Raw genomic sequence first — 3833 nt, forward strand, 5'->3', positions numbered from 1 at the left:
CTTTCAAACATTATATAATAATGAAAGTATTGGTAACAGGAGCAGCAGGATTTATAGGTTCTCATCTTTCTGAAAAGTTGGTCTCAGAAGGGATAGAAGTAATAGGCATCGATTCCTTTCTTGACTACTATCCAAGGCAATTCAAAGAAAAAAATCTTACAAATTTAAAGAAATCGAAAAACTTCAAACTTATCGAATCATCCATAACAGAAGCCGATTTACCAGCAATTCTTTCTGACATCAATGTAGTTTTTCACCTTGCGGCACAGGCAGGAGTGAGAAGCAGTTGGGGGAAGCAATTTTCTATCTATGCAAAGAATAATATAGAAGCAACGCAAGTACTTCTTGAAAATTTAAAAAACTGCAATATTGAAAGGTTTGTTTATGCTTCATCATCATCAGTTTATGGCGACACATCAAAACTTCCTATGGATGAAGAGGACACTCCCCACCCTATATCGCCGTATGGAGTATCAAAATTAGCAGGCGAGCATCTCTCACTTCTTTATTACAAAAATTATTCAGTGCCCTCAGTGGCTCTTAGATTTTTTACTGTCTATGGGCCAAGGCAAAGGCCGGATATGGCTTTTCACAAATTTTTAAAAAACATTTTCGAGGATAAACCAATTGAAGTCTATGGAAATGGAGAGCAAACTCGCGATTTTACATACATTGCAGATATTGTAGATGCTACTTACAGCGCTGCCTTTGCAAATGGTGCAGAAGGTCAGGTTTTCAATCTTGGCGGTGGGAGCAGAATGAAATTGAAGGAAATATTAAATATAATGCAAAAGCTTTGCGGAAAAGAAATAAAAATCAATTATAGTGAAACTCAAAAAGGCGATGTAAAGCATACCTTTGCAAATACTGCCAAAGCCCGCAAAATTCTGCATTTTCACCCATCCACATCTGTCGAGGAAGGAATTGCTTCTGAAATGGAATGGATAAAGGAGTTTTACGGCTTTTAGTCAATCAAAAAACCTATACTTTATTATACACCATATAGCAACAACGCCATCTTTCCATGTTATCTTCTTTCCTTCATTATAATCTCTTCCATGATAAGAAATAGGGACTTCATATATTCTGAACTTATTTTTGGCTATCTTTGCAGTAAATTCAGGTTCAAATCCGAATCTATTAGATTTCAAATTTATCTTCTCCAAAACTTTTCTTCTAAATACCTTATAGCATGTTTCCATATCGCTTAAATTCAGATTGGTCATCATATTCGAAAAGGTTGTAAGAATTTTATTCCCAACATAATGCCAAAAAAGTAAAACCCTATGGGGACCTGATAAAAATCTTGATCCGTAAACAACATCAGCTTGGTCATTCAAAATAGGATCGATCAAAATCTTATATTCAGATGGATCATATTCAAGATCTGCATCTTGAATCATAATGATGTCTCCTGTTGCTTGGCTGAATCCTGTCCGTAGAGCCGCCCCTTTCCCCATATTTTTTGAATGGAATAAAATTTTGTATTTGTTCTCATTTTCCAGATTTTTCAATATCTCTCTTGTTCCATCTGTTGAACAATCATCAACAATAATTATTTCCTTATTAAGCTGAACTTTTTCTTCAACTTTTCTTAATAGCTTAAGCACAAGGTCTTTTTCATTATAGACTGGAATGACAATAGAAAGTTTTATATTATCTGACCTGTCCATCAGCAACTCAATCCAGAAAGTAAATTATGTAAACACAAAGTGCCGCCCATATCATTACATTGAAAAGTAGAGGTATATCAGTAAGTAGTATCAATTCCGGCCTGCCCCCTCGTCCTTTCTGATGCACCAGATAGAGATAGCGAAAAATTCCATATACGACAAAAGGCACAGTATATTCGAGATTAGGGCTAATCGCATCAGGAGATAATGTATAAATAGTATAAGCAATAATTGTTGAGGGAGTAACCACAGAAATCATCTGATCAAGAAAATAAGTGCTATATTCTTCAAGTATCTTTCGATGGGCAGTGGCGTTTTCATTTAAAAGAACAATTTCATGTCTTCTTTTTGCCAAAGCAAGAAAGAGGGATAAAAGGAAAGTACACACCATAAACCAAGGCGAATATCTGACTTCAATAACCACCGCTCCTGCAATAGCCCTCATCACAAAACCACAGGAAATGATAAGAACATCCAAAATAACCACATTCTTCAGAAAAAGGGAGTATGTAACAAAAGTAACAAAATAGATGACGCATATCTTAAAAAAAACAGCGTTAAGATAATAAGCTGAAACAAACACGAAAATGTCAAGGCAAAGTGCAAATAAAATTGCGCTTTTCAAAGAAATCAAGCCTGCAGGCAAGGGTCTTTGCTTTTTTATAGGATGTTGCCGGTCATTTTCAAGGTCGCAGATATCATTGATGACATAGACAGATGAAGAGAGGAAACAGAACAATATGAAGGCGGCAATACTCTTTTCAAGCTGAAGAGGATGAAAAAGATTTTCGGAAAAAATGAGTCCTGAAAAAACAATAAGATTTTTAGTCCATTGTTTTACTCTTATGAGACTGATGTAATTCGATATCATATCAAGTCCATATTTAAAATGTGATTAATATTTTATTTTTAAATGATTACAATCGTCAATAATCATTCGCTTCTTTAAAGGCAAGAGTAAATCTCTTTGCCACCTACCATTGAAAAATTGACTTCTTTGGATTCTTCAATTACACCTTCAATCAAATCCTTATCTGCGCTTACAAAATCTACAGGTACAGCAATCAAATCTGCATAGAAACCTTCTTCAATTCTTCCTAATTTTTCAGACATACAGAATGCATATGCTCCATTAACAGTTGCAGTTTTTATCAATTCGTATGGTGTTAATGATGGACAAATCTTTTTTAACATCCGTAATTCATCAAACATATTCAAGCCAAAATTGCTTGCACAACTATCTGTCCCAATAGCCAAATTTATTTCTTTTTCAATACAATCGAAAAGAGGAGATGTTTCCCTCTCAAACCATTCATTATTCGACAAAGGGCATACTACAACTGAATTCTCAGTTTTTGATAAAATATCCAGTTCTTCATTCGTATAAAAGTTGAAATGGACAAAGGTATTACGATTATCAAGAAAACCAAGCTCTTTCATATAGATGATAGGAGGAATACCTTTCGCTTCCCAATCCTCGTCGAGTTGACCCAAAAAAGACAAAAGAGTAAAGAAAATACCTTCCCCCTTCTCAAGAAATAAAGATTCCTCCACTGTTTCGCCAAGATGGACTTGAAGAGGCAGAGATTCTTTTTTTGAGTATTCTACGCATTTTTTAAAAAGTGAAGATGAAACCGAATAGACTGCATGAGGACTGATACCTGCACATATATTTGAATATTGCTCCTTTTTATGCTTTTCAATTGCCTCCTTCAATCTTTCAAAATGATAATCGCTTTCTTCATTTTTAAATCCTATTGCCTCATAAAAAACTATGCCCCGCACACCTGCTTCATTGAGAAGTGGCGCTGACAGATAAGAGCTTGAAATATCAGAAAAGAAGGTACAGCCGCCTCTAACTGCCTCTTTTATCCCTTCCCTTATAAATAAACTATACTCTTTCTTTGATGTCCTAATCTTAAGCGAAATGATATCTTCTACCCATCCTGCAAAGGATATACCCTTCTTGATCTTTCCTTTGAAGCCTGTAAGCTCTAAATGGCAATGCGCATTTATGAATCCGGGAAGAAGAATAGAATTTCCAATATCATAATCTGCCTCTACAGAAGGGGAAGCGCTTTTCCCAACATAGCTTATTACATCATCTTTTATGACAACAAGAAAGTTCTCAAGAATTCTCCCTTCAGGTGAATATAGATA

The 3833-nt window shown here is 35.2% G+C and carries 4 protein-coding genes; 1 reads left to right on the top strand and 3 read right to left on the bottom strand.

What is annotated here, in order from left to right; genetic code table 11:
- Positions 1-17 precede the first annotated feature (17 nt).
- Positions 18-968, top strand: a complete 951-nt coding sequence (locus D6734_13110) for an NAD-dependent epimerase/dehydratase family protein (GenBank protein RMF92056.1) — start codon at positions 18-20, stop codon at positions 966-968.
- Here the strand turns inward: D6734_13110 and D6734_13115 are convergent, their stop codons facing one another.
- The 3 genes from D6734_13115 to D6734_13125 form a co-directional block, all read right to left on the bottom strand.
- Positions 969-1655, bottom strand: a complete 687-nt coding sequence (locus D6734_13115) for a glycosyltransferase family 2 protein (protein ID RMF92057.1) — start codon at positions 1653-1655, stop codon at positions 969-971.
- Positions 1656-1680: 25 nt separating this feature from the next.
- Positions 1681-2544 (bottom strand): decaprenyl-phosphate phosphoribosyltransferase, encoded by an 864-nt coding sequence (locus D6734_13120; GenBank protein RMF92054.1) that lies wholly within the window; start codon positions 2542-2544, stop codon positions 1681-1683.
- 74 nt (positions 2545-2618) lie between these two features.
- Positions 2619-3833: hypothetical protein (locus D6734_13125; GenBank protein RMF92055.1), on the bottom strand; the 1215-nt coding region annotated here is incomplete at its 5' end.

The sequence above is a fragment of the Candidatus Schekmanbacteria bacterium genome (genome assembly GCA_003695725.1).
Classification (GTDB): Bacteria; Schekmanbacteria; GWA2-38-11; order GWA2-38-11; family J061; genus J061.

Excerpts from the sequence above, each read along its gene's own strand:
- D6734_13120 (RMF92054.1), bottom strand. The coding sequence starts at position 2,544 with ATGATATCGAATTACATCAGTCTCATAAGAGTAAAACAATGGACTAAA.